Genomic DNA, 23,463 nt, shown 5'->3' with positions numbered 1-23,463 from the left:
GGCCGTGCGGACCGCCGTGCGTGAACCGGCCGGACGGCCCGCCGGTCACGGCGAGGAGTCAGGACCGGGCGAGGGTTCGGTCGCGTCGGGCCACACGCCCACGTGGTCCGGTTCACCGGTCAGCCGGACCCGGCCGCGCAGACCGTAGCGTTCCACGTAGTCCCGGGGCAGTTGGAGGCGGCCCGCGCGGTCGAGGACGGTGTATTCCTGCGCGCCCCCGCCGCCGGGCCCGCGCAGGGTCTCCGTCGACGTACGGCCGTCGCGGATGCGGACCGTGCGGCGGACCTGCCCGGAGACCAGGGGGTCATGGGTGACGACCAGGACGGTGGCGCCGAGTTCCTCGTTGGCGCGGCGCAGCGCGGCGAACACCTCCTCACCGCTCGCGGTGTCGAGTTCACCGGTGGGTTCGTCGGCGAGCAGCACCCGCGGCGCGTTGGCCGTGGCGACCGCGACTGCCACACGCTGCTGCTCGCCGCCGGAGAGCTCGGCGGGCCGCCGGTCGCGGCAGTAGGCCACACCGAGGACGTCGAGGAGTTCGGCGGCTCGGGCGGCGCGCTTGGGGCGTGGCACGCGCGCGTACTTCATCGGCAGTGCCACGTTCTCCAGCGCGGTCAGGTACGGCAGGAGGTTGCGTCCTGTCTGCTGCCATACGAAGCCGACGGTTCGCCTGCGGTAGCCGAGCCGTTCGCGGCGCCGCAGGGCCAGCAGGTCGTGCCCGGCCACCCGCGCGCGGCCCGCCGTGGGCAGGTCGAGGCCGGAGAGGATGGACAGCAGGGTCGACTTGCCGGATCCGGAGGCGCCGACGAGTGCCATGCACTCGCCCTCCTCGACGACCAGGTCGAGGCCCTGGAGCGCCTGTACCTCGACCTCGTCGGTCCGGTAGACGCGGACCAGGTTGTCGCACACGACGAGCCCCTCCTCCGCCTGTGGGCGTTGGGCGTCGCGGGCTCGCTCCTCCAGTTGCCGCAGGTCGCTGCCGAGCGGGTCAGTCACCGTTTCTCCCCAGTCTCAGGACCGCGCCGAGCCCGCGGCGTCGTCCGATCCAGGTCTCCACGCCCACCGCCGCGACCACCAGGACGGCCAGGCCCACGCCCAGGGCCGAGGTGAGCAGCAGGTCGGGGCGTGGGGTCGGGGCGGCGGGTCCGCCCGTGAACTCGCGCAGGTCCAGAGCGGGGCCGAGCAGCGCGGGCAGGGCCAGCCCCAGGGCTGTTCCGCCCGCCACGGCCGCCAGTACCAAGGGCAGCAGTTGCAGGAGGTGGAGCGCCGATGTGGCCCGGTCGCCGAGGCCGAGGGTGCGCAGGTAGGCGGTGGTTCGGCCGCGTGCCGGGGCGGACAGCAGCAGTTCGAGGACGAGCGCCAGCAGAGCGAGAAGCACGGCGAGCGTGGTGCACGCCGTGTGCGCGGCGGTCAGGACGTCGATCATGTCGTCGGCCGCTGCCTCGGCCTCTTCTTCGGAGCGGATGCGCAGGTCTCCGGCGGCGGCGCCGTTCGCGGCGCGTGGCACGAGGGCCCGCATCGTCTGCGCGTCCAGCTTCGGGCCGTACAGCAGGAGTGAGGTTTCCTCGAAGTCGCTCTCCGCGATGGCCGTGAGGTCGCGGTTGTCGGCGAGCAGCAGGCGTTCACGTGGTGGGGTCGTGCGGCGGACGGGGCCGAGCGCCGCGTCATGGAACACGTCCTCGGGGAGGGTTCCGACGACGCTCAGGCGCAGTTTCCTGCCGTGCGACGTGATGGTGAGCCGGTCGCCGGCGCGGGCCCCGGTGGCGAGGACGCGGATGTCGGTGCCGGACCGTGGGCGGGTGAGGCCGGCGGCGTCGAGAGAACAGGCGGCCGCCGAGCCGGGCGCCGCCGCCCGCAGTTGTGTGCCGTCGACGCCGACGAGGCTGGCGATGCCGTACCGGTCGCCGCTGGTCGCGCTGGTCGGGTCGACGCGCAGCTGCCTGACACGGACGGCGTCGCGCACTCCGCGCACCTGGGCCAGCCGCTCGGCGATGTCGGGGTCGCGGCCCACGCCGACGTAGGAGGCGTCGGCGCCGACCTGCCACGCGGCGGCCTCAAGGCGTCCGTCCGTCAGCGTCCCGGCCACCAGGCCGCCGAACACCGCTCCGGCCAGCGTCACCACCAGGACCAGCAGCGCGAGTGCGCGCGCCGGGGCCTCCTTCGCGGCCCGGGAGAGCGCGATGAGGGGGACGACGCCGCGCCTGCGTGCGGACCAGCGCGCCAGGATCCGCACCGGCAGCGGGTAAAAGCGCACCAGGACCGTGACGGTGGCCAGTCCCAGCAGCGCGGGCACCGCCGCGAGCAGAGGGTCGGGGCCGGCCTCGGCGACGGTGCCACGGGCCCGTAGCGCGAGGACTCCGGCCGCGGCGAGGAGCAGCACCGACGCTTCGGCGACGAGACGGCGTCCTGCCGCGTGCGGGGCCGGCTCGTGCCCGGCGCGGATGGCGGGGTCGCGCAGGGCACGCCAGGTGAGTGCGGGCAGCAGCAGCCAGACGAGTGCGGCGACGAGCAGTCCGTACCGGTACGCGGGAGAGGGGCCAGGCAGCGATCGGGCGGCGGCGGTTCCCGCGGCGAGGCCGAGGAACACGGCCGGTGCCGTCTGTGCCGCCCTGCCCAGGGCGAGGCCTGCCGCGGAGGCGCCGCGGGCGCGTTTCAGCCGATGGGCGTCGAGGCTGCGGCGTACCGCGAGGAGCGCGGTAACGGCTGAGGTGAGCAGGCCGACGACGAGCAGGGAGGCGAGCGCGAAGGAGATCACGACACGGCCTTGGCGCCACTGTCGGCCGAAGTCGGTGAGCGCGTCCGGCAGGTGGGTGCTGTGCCGCAGCGTGGAGGAGGTGTGCGGGCCGATCTCGCAGTACATGCCGCCGTAGTCGGCGATGTCGCCGCAGAAGACGGATCGTGCGTCGTCCGGGTACTGGGCGAGCAGGCGCTGCAGATCGCGTAGTCCCTGGTCGTCGGCGAACCGTGCGGCGGTGCGTGCGTCGAGGTCCAGGCGCATCCCCCAGGTGACGGTGAGCGTGGCGCCGGCCTGTTTCTGCAGGGCGGTGACGGTACGGGACGCGACGAGGGCGCGGGCCTCCCAGTCGAGCCCCTGGGCGCTGCGTGACGGTTGCCTGGCGGGGCGTGTCAGCAGGGGCTGTTCGCGCCACAGCCGGGCCCCGGCGTCGGCGCTGTCGGGGCCGGTCCCGTCCGCCGTGAAGAACCCGACGACGACGGCTGTGGCATGGACTTTGTCCAACGCGCCGGGTGTGAGCGGGAGTTGCTGTCCGAGCCGCAGTTCCAGCACGTCACGGGTCCGGGTGGAGACGGCGATCTCGACTCTCTCGCCGTCCTGGTCGGGCGGCCGTCCCTCGACGTAGACCCTGCGGCCCGGCGCGTCCGAGGCGTATGTCAGGCCCAGCCCCACCTTCCCGGCGGCTGTCGTGGCCTCGAGGAGCGGCAGGTCGACGCGGGTCGAGTCGTGTACGAGACCGCCGTCGAGGTCACCGGGAGCCGCGTCCACGATCACGTCGGTGACCGGGACCAGGTCCTCGGCCAGGTCGCTCGCCCAGGCCTCGGTGTCCGCGTCCTGCGCCGGCTCGAACTGCGCGCTGAGCAGCATGCCGGGCTCCGCCCGCTGCTCCTGCGCCAGCCGGGAGGCGAACGCGCGCCCGGCCAGCCGGTCGAGGAGCCCGGGGCCGGCGGCGGCGACGGCGGTGAGCAGCGCCACCAGGACGACGAGGCACACCAGCAGCGGCAGGTCGGCGCGTGCCTCGCGCGCGGCGACGAAGTGGAACGGTCGCGACGGTCGCTTCATCGGTCCTCCCCCGCGCGCAGGGCGCTTCACCGGTCCTCCCCCGCGCGCAGCACACGGGCCAGGTCGACCCGTCCCAGGAACCGGGCGACGACCGACACGATCGCGCAGATCATGAGCGTCGTGGCGCTCGCCGTGAGGGCCACCCGCACCCATGGCACGTCGGTGAGCAGTCCCGGGTAGACCGGCCTTCCCGTGTCGTCGACGGTCACCACCGGCATGATCGTCGCGGCCAGTGCGGTGCCCAGCAGGGTGCCGAGGACCGCCGCCACCGCGGCCAGCACGAGTTGCTCCGTCCACAGGTACGCGGCGAGTTGCCCGCGCCGCACCCCGAGGGCCCGCAGCAGCGCGAACTCCCGTGTTCTGGCCCGCGCCGAGAGTGCCGTGTGCAGGGTGAAGCCGACGACGGCGAACGCCGGCGCGAGGACGAGACACAGCGTGAGTGCCCCGCGCGCGCCCTGCCGCAGTGGATCGGCGGCCAGCCGGGCCCGCATCTGCGGCACGTCGACGGCCGCGCCGAGGAGGGGGTCGGCACGCACGGCTCTCAGTGCCGCCGTCGCGTCGCCGCGGTCGGCGGCCACCCACCAGGCGGACTCGGCGACGGGCAGCGTGCCGCCGAGCGCGAACTGGGCGGCCATGGCCCGGGAGTCGGCCAACAGCCGCGGCCGGTCGCGGTCGGCGCCCGGCACGGCGTCGATCCTCCCGACGATCTTGATGCGGGCGGTGCCGCCACCGGCGCGCTGCACTGTGATCGTGTCTCCCACCCGGGCCACGCCGGACGCGAGGAGCGTGCGGTCGGCGAGCGCGGGCGCGGCCGGACGCCCCTTGGCACGGTCGGTGCCCAGCCGCACGCTCCAGGTCGGGTACTTGAGGGTGACGTCCGGACCGCGCAGGACCGCGTCCAGGAGCGTGCCGGGCGCCGGGCGGTCGGAGCACAGCACCGGCCCCGGAGCGCTCCGGGGCGAGCGCCTCGGCGTGGCGTCGGGGCATCCTGCGAGCTTCCGGTCGGGAGCGTCGGTGCGCAGATCACGCCAGGCCGCGGGCCGGGTGAGGCCGGGCACACCGTCGACGGACAGGCGGTAGGTGCGGCGTACGGTCTCTCCGGTCATGCTCAGACCCACCTGGACGATGCGGGCGCCTTCACCGTCGACGGGGACCTTCAACCGCACGGTACGGACCGCGCCACCGGTGTCCTCGATGACCGCCTCGCTCGCCCGGGTGAGCCCGTCGGCGTCCACGAAGTGGACGGTGAGCGTCACCGGTACGGGGGTGCCGGGCCCGTCGGCGGAGAGCCGGACGCGCAAGGGCAGTTCGCGTGCCGAGCCGCTCAACGGCAGCCCGTAGGCAGGTATGTTCCGGCCGAGTGGGGCGACGAGCTCGGCCACCGGCCGGTCGCCGAGGTCGGACCGCAGGGCCGGGGCGGGACCGGTCGCGGTGTTCACGCCGGTGACGGTGAGCCAGCTCTGGCCGAGGTATCCGTTCGCCTCGACCACGGGCGTGACGGCCCCGGCGCCGGGCAGCGCTGCGTACGCGGCACGCCGCTCCGCGAGCGGCAGGCGCTGCCCGGGGACGATCCGCAGGTCGGCGCCGACCTTGAAGACCGCCTGGTCGTGGTCCCCGCGGTCCAGGATGGCCAGTGCGGTACTGCTGAGGGCCGCCACGGCCAGGGCGAGCGTCACCAGCAGTGCGGGACCGGCGTGCCGCGCGGCCCGCCGCGCGATCTGCCAGCCGCCCAGAGCCAGTACGAGTCCGGTGCCGCGTCGCGCGAGCGGATCGGTGATCCGGGCGGCCAGGGGCAGCGCCCGCAGGACGAGCAAGGCGGCCGCGCAGGTCATGGCGACCGGTGCGAGGACCAGCACCGGGTCGACGCCGCCGCCGGTGACGGGCGAGCGGTACTGCCGCAGTTGCAGCCAGCCGAGCACGGCGACGGCGGCGAGCGCCACGTCGGCTCCGAGCCGCTGCGCTCCCGCGAACCGTCCGAGGCGCAGCCGGAGCCTGCGCACGGCGTGCCGGTCCCGCACGGTGCGCACGGTCGGCACCAGCAGGGCGACGCCGTGCACCAGGACGGCGAGCAGCGCGGCGACCCAGCCGACGGCCAGCGTCGCCGTCGCTGGTACGTCGCCGGGTATCAGCCCGGCCTCGTCGAGGAGGCGCAGCAGCGGTCCCGCCAGGTACGGCGCGGCCACACCGGCGGGCACCGCCACGGCCGCCCACTGTGCCGCCGTCGAAAGACCCAGCCGCGTGGTTCCGGCGCCACGGGCGGCCAGCAGCGCCAGTTCGGGGCGGCGGTGCTCGGCGAGCTGACGCGCCGTGAGGACGAGCGCGGCGGCCGCCAGGGCGGCGAGCAGGGTGGCCGGGATGTACAGGCCGGCCCGTGCCACGGCGATGGGGGTGCTCAGGTCGTCGAGCGCGTTGTCGAGCGTGGACCGGGCATCCAGCTCGGCCAGGACCGGCCCACCACGGAAGACGGACAGCGAGACGTCACTGCCGGAGAAGGCGTCGGCACGCCGTTGCAGCGGCCCGATGTCATCGAGCCGGAGCCCACGGGTGTCCGGCACACCCAGCCACAGCGCGTCGGAGTCCTTGGCCAGAGCAGGCGTCGCCGCGAGCGCCTCGCGCGGCACCAGCGCCATGGACTCGGGAGCGGCGAAGGTAGGGCTCAGGTTCGCCCAGACGGCGGGACTGCGGTCGCCCGCCCGGTACAGCCCTGCCACCCGCAAGGTCACCGCGCGTCCGCTGTCGGGCTGCACCCGCAGTTCGTCACCGGGCCGCACCGCGAGCTCCGCGGCGAACACATCACTGAGCGCCGTCTCGACGATCCCCGAGCCGCCTGCCCGCGGCCAGTGTCCCGCCACCAGCCCCGCGTGCCGCTGCATCTCCTGGAGACCGAGGAGCGTCACGGCGGCAGCGTCCCGCCGACGGCCGTCCACCTCGGTCACGGTGAGCGCCGAGGAACGACTGGCCGGGGCCCGTAACGCCGCCCAGGTGTGATGCGGTACGCCACCGAAGGCACGGTCGACGGCGGCGCGTACGAGGCGATCGACCTCCCCCGCACCACGGGTCCGGTACGCCCCGGAGACCTCGACCACGGCCTCCGGGTCCCGGGCGAGCCGCCGTTGCACCCCGCCTTCGACGGCTCTCTCGGTGAGCGCCGCGAGCGCTGCCAGGACGGTGGCGGCGAGCAGCACGGCAAGCCCCGCGGCCCCCAGCACCAGTCCATGGTGCACCGTCGCACGTATGGCGGTAGGCGCACGTCTCCCACTCAACTCGCCGCTCTCCCCCCGTACGGCCAGCCACAGTATGGGTCCGTCCGTCCGGGAGCCGCAATCGTCCGGAGCGGTCCGCCGCGATCAGGCCGGTGCCCGGCATGACACCCAACTGGGCTCAGCTGTCCGCTTGTTGTTGTCTCGACACGGACGACCGCGTTGACGGCCCTCGCACCGAAATGCGTTTCCGCCGGGCTGTACTCGTCAGCTATAGAAGGATCATGACGTCCTGGAGCCTGGCACCCGAAGCCGTCGACTCACCCGACGCGACCGGTCTGCGCCGCGACTACTACGCCGAGGTCGCGAGCCGCTATTGGAAGAGGCCCGCGACCTGCGAGGAGATCGACCAGGGTCTGGCCGACGACGGTGTCGAGCTGCTGGCCCCGCCCACGGGCCGGTTCGTCGTCGGGCGCTACGGCGGGGAGGCCGCCGCCTGCGGCGGGGTGCTGATGCTGGACGCCGCACGCGCCGAACTCACCCGCGTCTACGTGCGCCCCGCGTTCCGCGGGAAGAAGGGCGCGAGCTTCCTGCTGGAGCTGCTGGAGGCCGAGGCGCACAGGCTCGGAGCCCGCCGGATGGTGCTCAACACGCGCCTCGACCTGACCGAGGCGCGCTCACTGTACGTCCGTCACGGCTACGACGAGATCCCGGCGTACTGCACGGGCGAGTACATGGAGATCTGGTACGGCAAGGAGCTCGGGTCACCCCCAACTCCATGACGCATGGGGGCAATATGATTTCTGGCATGCCACCTCCCGATGTCACACCGGACCTGCGCCCCAGTGCTGTGCCGTCCGGCGACCGGTCGCCGTCGGGGGTGGACCGGGTGATCACGGGGTTGTCGTGGTGGTGGGTGGCCGCTCCCGTCATCCTGCTGACTCCCGCGGTCGCCCATGCCATGGGTGTCCCTGAGGTGCGGGAGGAGTGGGGTCGGCTGTTCGGGCTGACCGCGCTGCTCAGCATGGTGGTCGCGCCCGCCGCGGGACTGGCGGTGGCACTCGTCGGGCGTCGGCGGCGAGCCCGTCGGCGCTTCATCGTCATGGGGGCCGTGTCCAGCCTGCCGGTGCTCTTCTTCTGGGTTTTCGGCGTGCTGTTCGCCGAGTGTCCGGACGGTTATCACTGCTAAGGGCTGCGGGGGTGTGCCGGCGAAGGTCACGCCCGCGGCAGGCCCCGGCCCGGGTCGTACGCCACGGTTGTGAGGTGGTGTTACCGACTCCCGTCGGACCACGTCGAGCGCGTACGGTCCGCACCGGCCAGTGGTACTCGTCAGGCTGCTCGACCGGTACGGCGGCAGCCCTCCCCTACGCGGACGACCGGTGGGCCGAGCGGGTCTTCACGCAGGTCGGCGGCGTCGGACTCCCGGCCGGCACCCTCCCCTGCCGGGGCTCACCCGAGACAGCCGAAAAGAATTCGAGAAAACTTCGGCCGGCGATGTCGAGAACCCGTGGCCCGCTCCGTCCCTGCTGTGAACGCGACCACAATGGCTCGCATCGGACCGAGGAGAACACCATGGCCAAGTACCTGTTGCTCAAGCACTACCGCGGCGCCCCGGCCCCGGTCAACGACGTCCCCATGGAGCAGTGGACTCCTGAGGAGATCTCGGCCCACATGCAGTACATGCAGGACTTCGCGGCCAGGCTCGAGGAGACGGGCGAATTCGTGGACGGTCAGGCGCTGGCCCCCGAGGGGACGTTCGTCCAGTACGCCGGCGAGGGGCGCCCGCCGGTCACCGACGGCCCGTTCGCCGAGACCAAGGACCTCATCGCCGGCTGGATGGTGATCGACGTCGACAGCTACGAGCGGGCCGTCGAGCTGGCCGGAGAGCTGTCGGCCGCCCCCGGGGCCGGCGGCAAGCCGATCCACGAGTGGCTCGAGCTGCGCCCCTTCCTGACCACGCCGCCCACCATCACGGAGTGACCTCTCACGTGAACGAGGTCCTGCTCCGGAGCCTCACACCGAGCGTGCTCGGAATCCTCGTCCGCCGCGGAGCCGACTTCGCGGCGGCCGAGGACGCCGTGCAGGACGCGCTGGTCGAGGCGGTCCGTGTCTGGCCCGCCGATCCGCCGCGGGACCCGAAGGGCTGGCTGGTCACCGTGGCCTGGCGCCGGTTCCTCGACGCGACGCGGGCGGACACCGCCCGCCGCAGGCGTGAGGACCTCGTGGACGAGGAACCTGCGCCCGTTCCCGGGCCCGCGACGGACGACACGCTCCAGCTCTACTTCCTGTGCGCCCATCCGTCACTGACGCCGTCGTCGGCGGTCGCGCTCACGCTGCGCGCCGTCGGCGGGCTGACCACCCGGCAGATCGCTCACGCCTATCTGGTGCCCGAGGCCACCATGGCGCAGCGGATCAGCCGGGCCAAGCGCACCGTCTCCGGCGTGCGGTTCGACCAGCCGGGGGACGTCGCCACCGTGCTGCGCGTCCTCTACCTGGTCTTCAACGAGGGGTACTCGGGTGACGTCGACCTCGCCGCCGAGGCCATCCGGCTCACCCGGCAGCTCGCGGCCGCGATCGACCACCCCGAGGTGGCCGGGCTGCTCGCCCTGATGCTGCTCCACCATGCCCGGCGGGCGGCCCGGACAGCGCCCGACGGCAGTCTGGTGCCTCTCGCCGAGCAGGACCGCGGCCTCTGGGAGACCAAGTCGATCGCCGAGGGGGTCGAGATCCTTCAGGCGGCTCTCGCCCGCGACCGGCTGGGCGAGTTCCAGGCACAGGCAGCCGTCGCGGCACTCCACGCCGACGCGCCCACCGCCGAGGAGACCGACTGGGTACAGATCGTGGAGTGGTACGACGAGCTCGTGCGCCTGACGGACAGCCCGGTCGTCCGGCTCAACCGTGCGGTGGCCGTCGGCGAGGCCGACGGACCGCGCGCCGGCCTCGCGGCGCTCGCGGCGCTGGACGACTCCCTGCCCCGCCACACGGCGGTGGCGGCGTACCTCCACGAGCGCGACGGCGACCTGACGAAGGCGGCGCGCCTCTACGCCGAGGCGGCCCAGAAGGCACCCAACCTCCCCGAACGCAACCACCTGACACGCCAAGCCGCCCGGCTCAACACCCACCGGGGCCGCTGACGGGGCGCACGAGTGCACACTGGTTCGGAGGCCCGCAGGAAACGGCCGCAGGGGCCTGCCCGGCGTGCTGTGCCGGACAGGCCCCTGGCCGTTGGTTCCCCGGGTTCCGGGGCGGCTCAGCGCTTGAGTGTGAAGGTGAAGTCGCCGGAGAGCTTGCCGCTCAGCCGGACCGCCGAAACGAGCTTCCCCTCCGTGATCAGTCTCTCGGCCTCGGCCCGCGAGAGGCCGCAGCCTTCGGCGATCAGTCGCACCGGCCTGACGGGGATTCGCGCCGCGAAGCGGACCGATACGTCGATCACCTCGTGGTCCAGGTGATCCGATCCGCCTGTGTCGAGGCGCCAGGCGTCGTCCCAGTCGAGGGCGATGCGATTGCGGCGCCGCACGACCGGATCCTGAAGCAACTCGGCTGCCAGACCGAGGTCGTTGTCATGCAACCGGTCCAGCAGGTCGGGCCGTACGGAGCGCACGTGTGTCCGCTCCAGCACCGTGAGCTTGGCCGTGTCCCCGCACCCGGTGCAGAGCACGAGGAGCCAGACATCGATGAGCTTGTGGTGTGCGTTGACGCGAAATTTTCCGCTTGCCCGGAAGCGGTCGGACGCGCACGCGTGGCAACGGCGCAGCACGAGGGGCAGGCAGGTGGGCATGACCACCCAGTTCTTGAGCACAGAAGTACACCGGTTCCAGTGAGAAGTCCGCAGCAAGAAGCAGCGCGGCGCAACTGCGCGACGCGCGACGAATCAGCACTCGGGGGGTCTCACACGGTGTACAACGGCACGTCCTTACCCGGACAACTCGGTTCGGCAGCACGGTATTGGCCTACAGCGGTGCTGCTCCACCGGTTTTTCGGGCCTACGGGGCGATCACTTCGACAGGTTCCGGCTCGTCCGCCGGTGTGTGGGTGGGGTGTTGGGGTCCTCGGGCCAGTACGTAGAGCAACAGCGCGGCCATGACGGCCACTCCGGCCCACATGGCGTGCTGCCAGCCGTCGACGAACGACTCCCGGGCGGCGCGGATCAGCGCCTCGGCGTCGGGGCCCGCCTCGTTCGCGGCGGCGAGAGCGTTGGCGACGCCCTCGCGCGCGGTGTCGGCCGACCCCTGGGGGACATCGGCGAGCCGGGAGTCGATGGCGTTGCGGTAGCCGGAGGACAGGAGCGCTCCGAGCAACGCGACGCCGAGCGCGGTGCCGAACTCGCGGGTGACGTCGTTCAGGGCGGACGCGACGCCCTGGCGCTCTCGCGGAAGGGCGCTGGTGATGGCCTCGGTGGAGGGTGTCATCGACAGGCCCATGCCGACGCCCATGGCAAGCATGCCGGGGAGGACGGACAGGTAGCCGCCGGCCACGGAGACGATGGCTGCCATGAGCGCCAGGCCCGCCCCGGCCAGGAGGATGCCGGTGGCCATGGTCGCCCGCGGGCCGACGCGTGCGGCCATCCGCGGAGCGAGGCCGGAGGCCGCCATCATCAGCACGGCCATGGGCATCAGCGCCAGGGTGGACAGCAGTCCCGACCAGCCGAGGACTGCCTGGAGGAACGGGAAGAGGACGACGAAGACACCCGCCTGGACGCCGAAGACCACAAGGAGTGTGATCGAGCCGCCCGCCAGACCGCGTTCGCCGAACAGGCGCACGTTCAGGAGCGCGGCGTCCCCGCGGCGCAGTTCCCAGACCACGAAGCCGATGGCGGCGCAGACACCGACGGCCAGGCTCAGCAGTGTCGCCGGGGAGGTCCAGCCGTGCTCGGGGCCTTCCTGGAGGACGAAGATGAGCCCGGCCACCGCGACGACGGACGTCAGCGCACCGACGGTGTCGAAGTCGTGCCCGGACTTCTCACGGGAGTTGGGAACGGATCGCAGCACCATGGCGAAAGCGACCACGACGAGCGCGATGGGCAGGACGAACAGCCACCGCCAGCTCGCCACGTCGACCAGGGCGGCCGAGAGGAACATGCCCAGGACACCGCCCCCGCCGGCCACGCCGGTCCACACGCCGATCGCTCGCCCCCTTTCCTCCTGGGGGAAGGTCGAGGTGATGACGGCGAGAGTGATGGGCATGATCATCGCCGCGCCCGCTCCGCTGAAGAGGCGCGCGGCGAGCATGACCTCGGCGGACGGGGCCAGGCCTGCCACCGCGCCGGCGACGCCGAAGACGCTCAGGCCGGTGAGCAGCATGGGTTTGCGGCCGAGACGGTCGCCGATCGCGCCGAGAGGCAGCAGGAGTGCGGCGAGGCTGAGCGTGTACAGGTTGATCATCCACAGGACCGTGCTCTGCGAGGCGTCGTAGGCGACGGCGAGGTCGGGCTGGGCGACGTTGAGCCCGGACACCGATGCGACGACGGCCATCAACGCGATGCAGACGGCGATCAGGATCGTGCGCCGCCGACGCTCGTCGGGCACGTCCTCGTCGGGGGCACCGGCCGGGTCGGCACTCGTCCGGGGGGATGGGTTCGTACTCATGGATTCCTCTCGGCGGGACATGCGGAACATGCAGGGCAACGGGACAGGCGGGAATCGGCGCCGGGGCCGGAGCTCGAGCGCCAGAAGTGCTGAGGGGGGAAGGACCGGCCGGGTACTTCTCCGGTGCCGCCAGGTGTACGGCGTCGGCGAGGCCGGCGACCGCGGAGGCTGCCACCCCGGTCGCCGAGGGCCGCACACGGACGACACTAAGCGCGCCTTGCCGCCAAGGCATACGATGTTGCCCATGACGCAAGACAATGGTGAGCTGGACAGCCTGGTACGCAAGCGCATCCGTGCCCTGCGGGTGGCCCAGGGCTGGTCCCTGGAGGAACTGGCCGGCCGTGCCCGGGTCAGCCAGTCCACACTCAGCCGCATCGAGAACGGTCAGCGCCGTCTGGCCCTGGACCAGCTCGTCACCCTCGCGCGAGCCCTGGACACCTCCCTCGACCAACTGGTCGAGACCGGCACGGACGACGTCGTCTCCAACCCGATGATCGACGGGGCCCACGGCCTCATGCGCTGGCCCATCAAGGCGGAGCCAGGCATGACCGTCGTACGTCAGCGCATGACCGACCCGCCGCCCGACAATCCCGCACGCATGCGCGCCCACCCGGGGCGCGAATGGCTCGTCGTCCTGTCCGGCACCGCGATCCTGCTCCTGGGCAACCGGCGCCTGCGGATCGAGACCAACCAGGCGGCGGAGTTCCCCACGATGCTCCCGCACGCGATCGGTGCCGAGGGCGGACCGTGCGAGATCCTGGGCATCTTCGACCGCGACGCCCGCCGCGGCCACCAGCGCGGCGACAGCGACGCGAAGACGAAGGCGAACCGCCCCTCGTCCTGATCCTTTGCGTGCTCCGCAGCACAGCCGGCCATCGCCTTGCGCATTCCGCAACGCACCGGGCCCCGTACGGACGGCCCGCTTAGCGTGCACGCATGAACCACCCCACGCCCCACGCGGCGCACCACGGCGCACACCCTGTTCACCAGCGAGAGCACGACACGGGCGACCAGGCGGAGATCCTCGACCTGGACGCGGAAGTGCTCGCCGAACACATCGCGTCCATCACCGCCTGGCTGCCCGTCGGGGACGACCCTCGCCGCATCGTGGATCTGGGCTGCGGGACCGGAGCCGGCACCCTCGCCCTGCTCGAGCGATTTCCCGAGGCGGAGGTGACGGCCACCGACCTCTCAGCCACGCACCTGGACCGCCTGCGGGAGAAGGCAGCCGCAGCCGGAGTCACCGACCGCGTGCGCCTCGTGCAGGCAGACCTCGACGCGACGTCGTGGCCCGGGCTCGGCACACCGGACCTCGTCTGGGCATCGGCCTCTCTGCATCACATGCGCGACCCCGACCGCACCCTGCGCCAGGTCCACGGCCTACTGGCACCGGGCGGGCTGTTCGCCGTCGTCGAACTCGCCGGCTTCCCTCGGTTCCTGCCCGAGGACGCCCCACAGGAAGCTCCCGGCCTGGAGGAGCGCTGCCATGCCGCAGTCGCCCACCAGCACGCGGAGCACACCTCCCACCGCGGCGCCGACTGGGGACCCAAGCTGACGGGGGCCGGCTTCACCGTCGAAGACCGACGCACCGTCACCGTCGACATCGGCCCACCCCACACCGGCGCGGTGGGACGCTACGCACTCAGCAGTCTGCGCCACCTGCGCGGCCGTGCCGCATCCGTCCTGACACCCGACGACGTGGCCGCTCTCGACCAACTGCTCGACACCGACAGCCCGCACAGCATCCTGCGCCGCCCCGACCTGAACGTGCGTACGGAACGCACCGTGTGGGCCGCCCGCCGCACCTGAACCCCGGCCCGCCCAGCGCCTCGCCACCCCTGTTGCCTCACCGTGCCCGGTACTTCACCACCGCGGCATCTCACCGCAGCCGCGACAGCCAGGGGTGTGCGGGGTGCACGTGGTCCAGCCACTCACCGAGGCGGGCCCGCCGTGCTCGGCCCAGCAGCGGCAGGACCCCGTCGAAGTCCGCCTGGTCCTTGAGCCGCGGCGCCTTCGCCTTGAACAGCAGCACCAACTCCGGTACCAGGAAGGGAATCCCGCCCGCCGTCCTCTCGATGATCACGTCGTACGGCAGTCGCAGGCTCTCGTCCCGCCGGCAGATCCACGTGCCGCCGTCGTGCGGTTCCCGGAAGACGTCGAACAGGAAGCGCCCGCTTGCCGGATCCCGGAGCCAGGTCTGGTGCGTGGCCGCCAGAACCTCGGCGCCCGCCTCCGCCCAGACCCGGCCCGAACCCACCGCATCCCATGCGTACTCGGGAAGACGGTCCCGGATCTCCGGGAAGTCCGCCGCGGGTACCGCGATCTCCAGGTCGCCGTGCTGTCGCGACTGCTCCCCGCGAAACAGGTCCAGCGCCCACCCCGCCGCAACACACCAGGGGGTACGGACCCCGTCCAACCGCTCCGCGACCTGTTCCGGCTGCCAGGCCTGCGCCCACCGGGCAGTCAGGTCGTCCGTGTCCAGCACAGCGCCGCCGGGCGGCAGGTAGTCGGCCATCGGCACAATGTATGTCGGCCCGCCTCACAGGTCCCGGTCGGTCTTCGGGAACCCGGACGGCCGGACCACCCTGCGGGGGGTGGGTTGTCGCGCGGGGGCCAGGAGCTGGGTGGCCGCCAGCTGCGCGTACAACCGGTCCTGGGCCATCAGTTCCTCATGGGTGCCCACCGACCGGACCCGGCCGGCCTCCATGACGATGATCCGGTCGGCGCCGGTCACCGTCGACAGGCGGTGAGCCACCACCAGCACGGGGCTCTCACGGGCCACCTCCGCGATGACTTCCCGCAGTGCCAGTTCGTTGACGGCGTCGAGCTGCGAGGTGGCCTCGTCCAACAGCAGCAGCCGCGGCTTGCGCAGCAGGGCCCGGGCGATGGCGACGCGCTGCCGTTCACCGCCCGACAGCTGTGAGCCGCGGTGTCCGACCGGGGTGTCCAGCCCGTGAGGCAGGCGCGCGACGACGGTGTCGAGCCTCGTCCGGGCCAGGACGTCGCGGATGTCGACGTCCGTCGCGCAGGGCGCGGCAAAGACCAGGTTCTCGCGCAGCGTGCCAGCCAGCACCGGAGCGTCCTGCTCCACGTAGCCGATGGCAGACCGCAGCTCGGGCAGGGACCAGTCCTGGACGTCCTTGCCGTCGACCAGGACCCGCCCGCCGGTGGCCTCGTAGAACCGCTCGATGAGTGCGAACACCGTCGACTTGCCCGCCCCGGAAGGGCCGACGAAGGCCGTCAGCCCCGCGCCCGGTACCTCGAAGCTCACCCGCTGATGGATGGAGGGCCGGCCCGGACGGTAGCGGAAGGACACGTCCTCGAAGCGGACCGATGCGGGACCCGACGCCGCTGCCCGCTGCCCGGGCAGATGCCTCTTCCGCCGGACGGTCGGCTCCGCAGACAGGCGTTCCACATGCGCGATGCGGGAGATCGCGGCTGCCCCCTCCTGATAGTCGGACATGGCGTCGACCAGCTTGGACACCGGTTCGATCAGGTAGAAGAGGTAGAGCAGGAAGGCGATGAGGGTGGACACGGGGATCTCCCCCGACGCCACCCGTGCCCCGCCGACCGCGAGCACCGCGAGAAAGGCCAGCTGTACGGCGAGTTCGTCCGCCGCGCCTGCCACGGACTCCCACTTCGCGCTCTTCACGCCGTACCGCCACGCCCGCTGTGCCGCCGCCTCCACCCGGGCGGTCTCCCGCTCCTCGGCACCGGACGCCTTCACCGTGCGAAACGCCCCGAAGACCCGCTCCAGCGCGACGGAGATCTCCCCGACCGCCTCCTGCGACCGTTCGGTGGCGCGGGCGATTCTCGGCATCACCAGCGTGGCGGCCCCGCCGACCAGCACGACCACGCCGAGCGTCACACCCAGCAGCACAACGTCCAGGAAGCCCATCACCACGATCGCCGCCACGAAGGCCACCGCGCCGGTGGCCGCGGAGACGACCGCCTGGGTGCTGACCGCCCGAAGCAGCGTGGTGTCCGAGGTGACCCGGGACATCAGGTCCCCCGGCGGGATCCGCTCCCACTCCGGGATCCGCAGCCGCAGCAACCGCCCCACAAGGGTGCGCCGTGCGGCCAGGACCACCGACTCCGCCGTCCGCTCCAGCACATACGCGCCGAACGCCTCGACCGCCGTGCCCAGCAGCACCAGCACGGTGAGCGCGATCAGAATCCCGGCGATGGTCTCACCGGTCGCCAGCCGGTCCACCAGTACCTTGGTGGCCAGCGGCTGCAGCAGTCCACCGGCGGCCCCGACCAGGGAACACAGCAGACCGAGGACGACGGCCCACCGGTACGGCCGCACATAGCCGCACAGTGCTCTGACCGTCTCTCGGGCGGACAGCGATGCTTCATCCATCACCGGGGCGGGTGCGGTGTTCACGAAGATCCTCTCTTCTGCGGTCTGCCAAGCACCGCATCAGCGGTCCGGCACACCAGTTGCGTGAGCAGGTGTGGGTTTCGGCTCGGGGACGAGCCCCGCCGCCCTGGCGGAGCGGATGTGCGCCGACCGTTCGGACACGTCCTGCCTCCAGCCTGGAAGCCCGGCCCGCCCCCGCCCATCCGGCAACCGTCGGGTCCACCCCCGCCGAGTGGCTGCATCAAAGGCCATCGCCCGCCCGCGCCGAACCGCCGGGCGAAACTCCGCCGGTCAGCGGGGTGATCCACGCCGACCGGCGGGGCCGGTACCGAAGACTGCCGGATGTTCCGCCCCCTGACGTCCACGCGAGATTCTCCGTATGACAAAGATGCAACCGCTGCAGGAGACATCAGCTCCGCAGGAGAACTCGCCTCCGCAGCCCCGGACTTCCCCCGAGTCCACCCCGCAGGCCACGCCCGGTCCCTCGATGGGACGCCTCGTCGGAGTGGACCTGGCCCGCGCACTGGCGGTGTTCGGCATGTACGTCGTGCACATCGGCCCCCCGCTGTCGGCCACGGACGGCGTCGCCAGCTGGGTCCGTTACATGGCGGACGGTCACTCGTCGGTCCTGTTCGCCACCCTCGCCGGGTTCTCACTGGTGCTGCTCGCCGGCCGCCGCGAGCCGAAGACCGGCCTGGCCGGCCGGCAGGCGAAGGCCAGGATCGCGATCCGCGCCGTGGTCCTGCTGGCGCTGGGCACCGTGATGGCGATGGAATACGGCGGAGTAATCATCCTCGGCTTCTACGGGGTCTACTTCCTGCTGGCGCTGCCCCTGGTACGACTGCGGGCCAAGACGCTCGCGATCATCGCGGCCTCCCTCGCCCTGGTCACACCGCAGCTGTCGTTCGCCCTGAACTCACTGCTGACCGAGCCGGTCCGGCAGAGCATCAACTCCTATGACCCGCTCCACCGGCTCAGCAACGTGGGCGTACTCGATCTGCTGTTCACCGGCTTCTACCCGACGATCACGTGGATGTCGTTCGTGATCGCCGGTATGGCGCTGGCCCGCCTCGACCTGTCCCGGACCGCCGTCCAGTGGCGCCTGGCCGCACTCGGCGCCGTCCTCACCGTGGCCGCGTACGGCATGTCCTTGCTGCTCGCCGGCAAGGACGCGTTGAGGAGCACGGCGGAAGACGGGTCGTCGTCCGGTGGCTCCGGGTCGATGTCCGGCAGCTCCGGGTCGATGCCCCCCGACGGCGGGTCGTTCGAGCCCCAGGCCTCGTCGCTGCTGACGGCCGGGCCGCACAGCGGCACCACGTTCGACATCATCGGCAGCGTGGGGGTCGCGATTCTCGTGATCGTGGGCGCGACGGTGGCCATGGACCGCCTGCCGCGACTGCGCCGCCCGGCCAAACCGGTCATCGCCGTGGGAACCATGTCCCTGACCGCCTACGTGGGCCACTTCGTCATACAGGGCTGGCTGCCCTCGTGGGGCGCGACCCACGACGAGGAATCCTGGGTCACGCTGATCAGCTTCGTCCTCGGGGCGATCGTGTTCGCCACGGTCTGGTCCCGCTTCTTCCGCCGCGGACCCCTGGAGTACCTGCTCAACGCCGCCACCAAGCCGGCGCATCGCATCCGATGAGGCCCAGCCGGGGTGACTCGACCGCCACGTCCCACCCCGGCACGGCCCGCTCACAGACCCACAGGTCACTGGTAGGTGGTCAGTGGTCACTGGTCAGTGGTCAGTGGTCAGTGGTCAGTGGTCAGTGAGTGCTCCCAGCCGTACGAAGAGGGGAGCAGGACCGTCAACGGTCGGCCTGTACCGCGCAGGGCCTGGCCAGTTGAGCGGCGACGGCCATGACGATGACGGCGGTCAGGGCGAGTACGGCACCGACGTAGAGCGGCGCCCTGTAGCCGAGGCCCGCGGTGATGGCCAGACCGCCGAGCCAGGCGCCGAGTGCGTTGCCGACGTTGGACGCGGACACGTTGGCGCCGGCGGCCAGCGGCGCCCCGTGGGCGAAGTCGGTGACGCGAGTGATCATGCCGGGCACACCGGCGAACCCGAACACCCCCATCGCGAAGACCAGGATCACGGACGCGATGCCGCTGCCTGCCAGCAGTCCGAACACAGCCAGGGTGACGCTGAGTCCGAGCAGGGCGATGACGAGGGCGCGGTCCCGGTCGCCGTCGGCCGCTCGCCCGCCGACCAGGTTTCCGACCACCAGGCCGACGCCGTACACCATGAGCAGCCAGGCGACATCCGCGGAGGTGAAGCCGCCGACCTCGGTGAACGTGTAGGCGATGTAGCTGAATGCTCCGAACATCCCGCCGTAGCCGAGCGCGGTGGCCGTCAGGGTCAGCCACACCTGCCACGACCGGAAGGCACGGACCTGGGCCCGCAGACCGCTCGGTGCCCGTGGGCCCGCACGGCCCGTCACCGCCGGGTCCTGCTTCGCGCCCCCGCCGGGCACGAGCGCGGCGATTCCCGCCAGCGCGAGCACGCCGATGACGGTGACCGCCCAGAACGCCGCACGCCAGCCCCAGCGTTCACCGACCAGCGCACCGAACGGAACACCCAGCACGTTCGCGAGCGTCAGCCCGGCGAACATGACCGCCACCGCACGGGACTTCCTCTCCGGCGCGACCAGGCTGCGAGCGACCAGAGAGCCGATACCGAAGAACGAACCGTGGCACAGCGCCGCGATGATCCGCCCCAGCATCATCACCGGATAGTCCGGCGCGACGGCGGACAGCAGGTTGCCGATCACGAACAAGGCCACCAGGCCGACCAGGACCTGTTTGCGGGGCAGTCGTGCCGTCGCCGCGGTCAGCACGATCGCACCGATCGCCACACTCAACGCGTACCCGGAGATGAGCCGGCCGGCGGCCGCCTCGGACACCGCGAAGCTCGATGCCACCTGCGGCAGCAGTCCGGCGATCAGGAACTCCGTCAGACCGATACCGAACCCGCCGAGCGCGAGCGCCACCAGCCCGGCGGGCATCCGCGGGTCAACTGCCGTGCGGCTGTGCAACCTGGCGCCCGGTCGGCGGGAAGTCCGTGTCCCTGCTTCTCAATTCGCTCATGGCTCACCCTCACCCGTCGGCGGCGGGCGCGTCCATGGACAAAGATCGTCGGCGCTTGGACGAAAGCGAGGAACCCCGGACGACCACGTAAGTGAACGTCCCACAAGGACAACTGATGCAATGTCAGTCTCCGCGAAAGACTTTGAACACTTGGATGACAAAGTATGGACATGCTGAGCGAAAGACCTCTAGGTTGGCGGCGCAACGCAGTCACATCGATGACCGGAACGCAATCCGGCACGGTCCGGTCCCGCATCATGGAGGACCGTTGTCCCACCATCCATTCCTGCGTGCCCGAAGACTTCTCCCCGCCCTGCTGACCGGAGCCGTCCTGGCCGGTGGCCTCTGGGCCGCCCCGGCGTCCACGGCCGCCCCGTCGGACATCCCGCCGCAGGACCCCGGAGTCACGCTGCGCGTCTTCGACGTGCAGACCCCGCTGAGCAAGCTGTGCACCCTCAAACCCGGGCAGACCCCCAACCACGACTCGCTGAAGCCGACGGTGGACTGGTCCACGACGGACGACTTCGGCGGCTTCTCCGACCGCTTCGTCACCGAGGTGACCGGCAACCTGGTCGTGCCGCGGGACGGCACCTACGAGTTCCGTCTCACCAGCGACGACGGCTCCCGGCTGTCCCTCGACGACTCCGTGGTGATCGACCACGACGGGCTCCACGGCGCGGAGCCGAAGGACGGTTCCGTCTCGCTCACCGCCGGGCTGCACCCTCTGCGCATCGATCACTTCGAGCGTGACGGCGGACAGCAGCTGCAACTGGCCTGGAAGCCGCCGGGTGAGGGCGACTTCACGGTCGTACCTCGCGAAGCGCTGAGTACGGATGCCGACGTCGTCCGGGTGACCGCCCCCGGACGCAAGGACTGCGAGGCGAGCGGCGACTCCCCCGGCGACGGCCTCCCCCTCACGTCCGTCCGACCCGACCTGACGCTCACCGATCTGCGGCCCGACGGTTTCGAACCACAGGTCACCGGCATGGACTGGCTGCCCGACGGGCGTTTGGCGATCAGCACCTGGGGCGGTTCTGACAACGTTGCCGGTGAGGTGTACCTGCTGGACAACGTCACCGGCGCGACCAGCAAGGACAAGGTCACCGTCAAAAAGGTGGCCGGTGGACTGCGTGAACCCATGGGTATCAAGTACGTGGACGGTTCGCTGTACGTCTCGCAGAAACACGAGTTGACCCGGCTCGTCGACCGGGACCGTGACGACGTCACCGACGAGTACCGCACCGTCGCGAGCTGGCCGTACGGAGGGAACTTCCACGAGTTCGCCTTCGGCCTCCTCTACCGTGACGGTTATTTCTACGTGAACCTCTCCGTCGCCATCGATCTGGGCGGCGCGACCACGGTCCCGCAGCCCGCGCCGGACCGCGGAACCACGTACAAGGTCAGTAAGAAGACGGGCCGCATCAGCCCGGTCGCGGGCGGGCTGCGCACCCCCAACGGGATCGGCTGGGGTCCGGAGGGTGAACTCTTCGCCACTGACAACCAGGGTGGGTGGCTTCCTTCGTCGAAGCTGGTCCACGTCAAGCAGGACCGCTTCTTCAATCACTACACCGAGCCGTCCGGTCCTTTCGACGCCTCCACACCCACCAGTCCGGTGCTGTGGCTGCCCCAGAACGAGATCGCCAACTCGCCCTCCACACCGCTGTATCTGAAGAAGGGCAGGTTCGCGGGGCAGATGCTGATCGGCGACGTGACCTACGGCGGCCTGCAGCGGGCGTACCTGGAGAAGGTGCAGGGCCAGTACCAGGGTGCCGTCTTCCGCTACACGCAGGGACTTGAGGCCGGGGTCAACCGCCTCACCCTCGGGCCCGACGGCTCGGTCTACGCGGGCGGTCTCGGCGCCGACGGCAACTGGGGGCAGGAGGGCAAGCTCAAGTTCGGCCTGCAGAAGCTCACGCCCAACGGCGGCAACACCTTCGACATCAAGACGATGCGTGCCGTGCCCGGCGGCTTCGACCTGACCTACACCCAGCCGGTGTCCGAGAAGACGGCCGAGAAGCTGGCGGAACGCTACCGGGCCGAGCAATGGCGGTACACACCGACCGCTGCCTACGGCGGCCCGAAGATCGCCGAGGAGACGCTCCCCGTGCGATCGGCCGAGCTGTCGAAGGACGGGCTCACCGTGCGGCTGCGGCTGGACAACCTGAAGCCGGGACGGGTCGTCCACCTGCGGTCCGCGCGTCCCTTCACCTCCACGTCCGGTGAATCCCTCTGGAACACCGAGGCCTGGTACACGCTCAACGCCATGCCCGGCAAGCAGCCGCCCGCCGCCACCCAGTACGAGGCCGAGGAGGCCCGTCTCACCGGTACGGCCGGCATCAACACCGATCACGTCGGACACTCCGGCAGCGGCTTCGTCGACCGGTACAACACGGAGGGCAAGGCAGCCACCACCTTCGACGTGAAGGTCCCCAGAGCGGGCACCTACGACGTCAACCTGCGCTACTCCAACGGCCCGAACCCCTTCCAGGGGACCAAGTCGGTCTCCCTGTACGCCAATGGGAAGAAGCTGCGGCAGATACGGCTCGCCTCCACCGGTGACTGGGATTCGTGGTCCACGCGGACCGAACCGATAGCGCTGCGCGAGGGAGACAACACCATCTCCTACCGCTACGACGCCGGTGACAGCGGCCATGTCAACCTCGACCTCATCACCGTCCGCCGGCAGGGCGCGCCGCTCGCACTCTTCGACGGGAGCGCCGCCTCACAGTCGCAGTGGCAGCACACGGACGGCCGACGACTGGAGTGGCCGCTCTCCGACGAGTCATCCATGGAGGTGTGCTGCGGCGACATCCGGACCATCGACGCGTACCAGGACTTCAAGCTGCACGTCGAGTTCCGCGTTCCGCTGCTGCCTTCCGACGTCACCGGGCAGAACCGCGGGAACAGCGGAATCTTCATCCAGGACCGCTACGAACTGCAGATCCTGGATTCCTACGGTGACACCTCCCTGGACACCAACGAAGCCGGAGCCATCTATTTGAAGAAGGCGCCCGACGTGAACGCGGCGAAGGCTCCCGAGACCTGGCAGACCTACGACATCGTCTTCCGCGCCGCCCGCTTCGACGAGAGCGGCGCCAAGACCGAGGACGCCCGGTTGACCGTGGTGTGGAACGGCCAGAAGGTGCACGACGACATCGCCCTCGACGGCCCCACCGCTTCGGGCAGATCCGAGACACCGGCGGCGGGAGCCATCCGTCTGCAGGACCACGGCAACAAGGTCAGGTTCCGCAACATCAGGCTGGAACCGCTGACATGACCTGAAGCCGGGCCCGGTTCCCCTTCGCCGGGCCCGGCTTCCCCGTTCCTACCGGGCCGGCCTACCGGGCCGGCCTACCGGGCCGGTCCGCAACGCCGCCTTCGCCTCCGTGCCGATTCCAGTCCCGTCGACGTCCTCCTGGACCAAGGGCCGTTGTC

General features: G+C 71.5%; 16 protein-coding genes. 8 read left to right on the top strand and 8 right to left on the bottom strand.

Translation table 11 applies throughout. The annotated features are described in order from the left end of the window. Positions 1-45 precede the first annotated feature (45 nt). Genes KUF83_RS21505 through KUF83_RS21495 form a run of 3 tightly spaced genes read right to left on the bottom strand, consistent with a single transcriptional unit; the run spans position 46 to position 7,002 of the window. Positions 46-993, bottom strand: a complete 948-nt coding sequence (locus KUF83_RS21505) for an ABC transporter ATP-binding protein (RefSeq protein WP_217456369.1) — start codon at positions 991-993, stop codon at positions 46-48. Continuing rightward, on the bottom strand, positions 986-3,793 hold the full coding sequence (locus KUF83_RS21500; protein WP_217456368.1) for an FtsX-like permease family protein: 2,808 nt from the start codon (positions 3,791-3,793) through the stop codon (positions 986-988). Before KUF83_RS21500 ends, KUF83_RS21505 begins: the two co-directional genes overlap by 8 nt. Positions 3,794-3,819: 26 nt before the next feature. Further along, positions 3,820-7,002, bottom strand: coding sequence for an ABC transporter permease (locus KUF83_RS21495; RefSeq protein ID WP_308403080.1), 3,183 nt, complete (start codon positions 7,000-7,002; stop codon positions 3,820-3,822). Positions 7,003-7,277: 275 nt separating this feature from the next. On the opposite strand from KUF83_RS21495, the gene KUF83_RS21490 reads away from it, so the two are divergent. The 4 genes from KUF83_RS21490 (at position 7,278) to KUF83_RS21475 (ending at position 10,127) form a co-directional block, all read left to right on the top strand. Beyond that, positions 7,278-7,775 (top strand): GNAT family N-acetyltransferase, encoded by a 498-nt coding sequence (locus KUF83_RS21490; protein WP_217456367.1) that lies wholly within the window; start codon positions 7,278-7,280, stop codon positions 7,773-7,775. A gap of 26 nt (positions 7,776-7,801) precedes the next feature. Beyond that, complete coding sequence (locus KUF83_RS21485; protein ID WP_254644122.1) at positions 7,802-8,182, top strand: hypothetical protein; 381 nt, start codon at positions 7,802-7,804, stop codon at positions 8,180-8,182. 383 nt (positions 8,183-8,565) lie between these two features. Further along, on the top strand, positions 8,566-8,973 hold the full coding sequence (locus KUF83_RS21480) for a YciI family protein (protein WP_217456366.1): 408 nt from the start codon (positions 8,566-8,568) through the stop codon (positions 8,971-8,973). A gap of 8 nt (positions 8,974-8,981) precedes the next feature. Beyond that, positions 8,982-10,127, top strand: a complete 1,146-nt coding sequence (locus KUF83_RS21475; RefSeq protein WP_217456493.1) for an RNA polymerase sigma factor — start codon at positions 8,982-8,984, stop codon at positions 10,125-10,127. 116 nt (positions 10,128-10,243) lie between these two features. Here KUF83_RS21475 and KUF83_RS21470 read toward each other — a convergent pair whose 3' ends face one another. Together KUF83_RS21470 and KUF83_RS21465 are read right to left on the bottom strand one after the other, a co-directional pair. Further along, a complete protein-coding gene (locus KUF83_RS21470; RefSeq protein WP_217456365.1) occupies positions 10,244-10,792 on the bottom strand; it encodes a DUF1062 domain-containing protein in 549 nt (182 codons plus the stop codon). Between the two features lie 184 nt (positions 10,793-10,976). Then, positions 10,977-12,578, bottom strand: coding sequence for an MFS transporter (locus KUF83_RS21465; RefSeq protein ID WP_217456364.1), 1,602 nt, complete (start codon positions 12,576-12,578; stop codon positions 10,977-10,979). A 244-nt stretch (positions 12,579-12,822) separates the two neighbouring features. Here KUF83_RS21465 and KUF83_RS21460 point away from each other — a divergent pair, with 244 nt between their 5' ends. Both KUF83_RS21460 and KUF83_RS21455 read left to right on the top strand, forming a co-directional pair. Further along, positions 12,823-13,422, top strand: a complete 600-nt coding sequence (locus tag KUF83_RS21460; RefSeq protein WP_217456363.1) for a helix-turn-helix domain-containing protein — start codon at positions 12,823-12,825, stop codon at positions 13,420-13,422. A gap of 92 nt (positions 13,423-13,514) precedes the next feature. After that, positions 13,515-14,387, top strand: coding sequence for a trans-aconitate 2-methyltransferase (locus KUF83_RS21455; RefSeq protein ID WP_217456362.1), 873 nt, complete (start codon positions 13,515-13,517; stop codon positions 14,385-14,387). Positions 14,388-14,457: 70 nt separating this feature from the next. Here the strand turns inward: KUF83_RS21455 and KUF83_RS21450 are convergent, their stop codons facing one another. Both KUF83_RS21450 and KUF83_RS21445 read right to left on the bottom strand, forming a co-directional pair. Next, the gene (locus tag KUF83_RS21450) at positions 14,458-15,093 is read right to left on the bottom strand and encodes a nucleotidyltransferase domain-containing protein (protein WP_217456361.1); all 636 of its coding nucleotides are present in this window, start codon (positions 15,091-15,093) and stop codon (positions 14,458-14,460) included. A gap of 24 nt (positions 15,094-15,117) precedes the next feature. Further along, a complete protein-coding gene (locus KUF83_RS21445; RefSeq protein ID WP_374106115.1) occupies positions 15,118-16,965 on the bottom strand; it encodes an ABC transporter ATP-binding protein in 1,848 nt (615 codons plus the stop codon). Positions 16,966-17,320: 355 nt separating this feature from the next. Here KUF83_RS21445 and KUF83_RS21440 point away from each other — a divergent pair, with 355 nt between their 5' ends. Then, positions 17,321-18,586 (top strand): DUF418 domain-containing protein, encoded by a 1,266-nt coding sequence (locus tag KUF83_RS21440; RefSeq protein ID WP_217456360.1) that lies wholly within the window; start codon positions 17,321-17,323, stop codon positions 18,584-18,586. 163 nt (positions 18,587-18,749) lie between these two features. On the opposite strand, the gene KUF83_RS21435 is transcribed toward KUF83_RS21440, so the two are convergent. Further along, positions 18,750-19,946, bottom strand: coding sequence for an MFS transporter (locus tag KUF83_RS21435; RefSeq protein WP_217456359.1), 1,197 nt, complete (start codon positions 19,944-19,946; stop codon positions 18,750-18,752). 350 nt (positions 19,947-20,296) lie between these two features. On the opposite strand from KUF83_RS21435, the gene KUF83_RS21430 reads away from it, so the two are divergent. After that, entirely contained in the window at positions 20,297-23,305 is a 3,009-nt protein-coding gene (locus tag KUF83_RS21430; protein WP_254644121.1) for a family 16 glycoside hydrolase, read from the top strand. The last annotated feature ends 158 nt before the right edge of the window (positions 23,306-23,463 follow it).

It is taken from the genome of Streptomyces sp. BV286, from assembly GCF_019090165.1.
In the GTDB taxonomy this organism is placed as follows: Bacteria; Actinomycetota; Actinomycetes; order Streptomycetales; family Streptomycetaceae; genus Streptomyces.
Note: the sequence above shows the minus strand (reverse complement) of the source record. Positions and strands in the feature narration are given on the sequence as shown.

Coding starts and splice junctions, on each gene's coding strand:
- KUF83_RS21500 (WP_217456368.1), bottom strand. CDS start 3,793: ATGAAGCGACCGTCGCGACCGTTCCACTTCGTCGCCGCGCGCGAGGCA.
- KUF83_RS21455 (WP_217456362.1), top strand. CDS start 13,515: ATGAACCACCCCACGCCCCACGCGGCGCACCACGGCGCACACCCTGTT.
- KUF83_RS21480 (WP_217456366.1), top strand. CDS start 8,566: ATGGCCAAGTACCTGTTGCTCAAGCACTACCGCGGCGCCCCGGCCCCG.
- KUF83_RS21450 (WP_217456361.1), bottom strand. CDS start 15,093: ATGGCCGACTACCTGCCGCCCGGCGGCGCTGTGCTGGACACGGACGAC.
- KUF83_RS21465 (WP_217456364.1), bottom strand. CDS start 12,578: ATGAGTACGAACCCATCCCCCCGGACGAGTGCCGACCCGGCCGGTGCC.
- KUF83_RS21460 (WP_217456363.1), top strand. CDS start 12,823: ATGACGCAAGACAATGGTGAGCTGGACAGCCTGGTACGCAAGCGCATC.
- KUF83_RS21435 (WP_217456359.1), bottom strand. CDS start 19,946: ATGCCCGCCGGGCTGGTGGCGCTCGCGCTCGGCGGGTTCGGTATCGGT.
- KUF83_RS21440 (WP_217456360.1), top strand. CDS start 17,321: ATGACAAAGATGCAACCGCTGCAGGAGACATCAGCTCCGCAGGAGAAC.
- KUF83_RS21485 (WP_254644122.1), top strand. CDS start 7,802: ATGCCACCTCCCGATGTCACACCGGACCTGCGCCCCAGTGCTGTGCCG.
- KUF83_RS21490 (WP_217456367.1), top strand. CDS start 7,278: ATGACGTCCTGGAGCCTGGCACCCGAAGCCGTCGACTCACCCGACGCG.